The sequence below is a fragment of the Ursidibacter arcticus genome, from assembly GCF_009761375.1.
GTDB classification, from domain to species: domain Bacteria; phylum Pseudomonadota; class Gammaproteobacteria; order Enterobacterales; family Pasteurellaceae; genus Ursidibacter; species Ursidibacter arcticus.
Genome location: NZ_LEKM01000043.1, coordinates 1 through 1,105 on the forward strand (window position 1 = coordinate 1; position 1,105 = coordinate 1,105).

Genomic DNA, 1,105 nt, shown 5'->3' on the forward strand with positions numbered 1-1,105 from the left:
TAACTCTGCCAATTACGTTCCCTTCGTGATCTTTCGCCACAATTTCAGCGTTAGGCTCTGCTTTACCTGTAATGGTAAATTCTTCAGGGTTTCTATCCGCTTGTTTATCGGTGTCTGCTGCTTTAACAGTGAGTTCTTCTGGCTGTTTACTTGGCTCTAAAATTGGATCAACTGGGGTTTTCGCTGATTCTGCAGTATGCCCAACAATGTCTTCAGCCTTAACAGTAACATCGCTTGCCCCTTTTGGTAATTTATCTCTTGGAATAGATAAAGTCTCTTCACCTTTCGCTAAAGTAGGGAACGTTGGATCGTTAGGCTTGTAGCTGCCATCTGGCTGTTTGGTGTAAACCACTTCTTTGGTTGCTTCATCTTCAGCTTTAGGGTCGATAGTCACTGTGAATGTTTCGGTATCTTTCGGATCAATTGTCACTTTCACTTCATTTGGTGTAGCCACAACTGTTGGTGTTTGAATACCTTTGTCATTTGGGTGTCTTTCTTGAAGTTGCTCTTTTGTTAGTCCATCGGTGTCCGCTAAACTTGGTAACTCTGCTGTTGCAGGGGCACTTGGATCTTTGCCTGGAGCTTGTACCGTTGCTTTAACTTCTTTCGGAATTGGGTTGTCTTTGTTAAGTGGAACTTCTAATTCCGCTTTACCGTCTTCTTTAATATGTTCTGGCGTTAAAACGATTTTCGCAATTTCATTGCCTTTTTCGTCTGTCAGTGCAACCGTTGAACCCGGTTTTACATCATCCCCTTTTAAGGTGACTTTGATGTTTTCTGGTGTTTTGTCTGCCACTACATTGGTATCAATTGGGGCAGCTGTAATTTCAGTTGGTTTTTCTGATGCTTCGTCATAACCTACTGTGTCTGATTCCTGTGGAATTGAATTGCCAGCTAAATCTGTTACCACTGCAGTGATGTTTGAGCCATCTTCAAGTACATCTTCTGGTAGCTTGATGGTGTTGCCGTCTAACTCTGCTTTATCCATTAGTGGATTGGTGTTTGCTGGGTCTTTTGTTAAATTACCATTGTCATCAACAATAAAGGTTAATTTATCTTTTCCGTTATTCGCTGTGATGGTAACTTTATCACCCGGTTTTGCGTT

1 protein-coding gene is annotated in these 1,105 nt (G+C 41.7%); it reads right to left on the reverse strand.

Translation table 11 applies throughout. The features are described 5' to 3' along the window. Window positions 1-1,105 (reverse strand): hypothetical protein (locus tag A1D25_RS01465; RefSeq protein ID WP_157393951.1); only part of this gene is annotated, 1,105 nt, incomplete at both ends.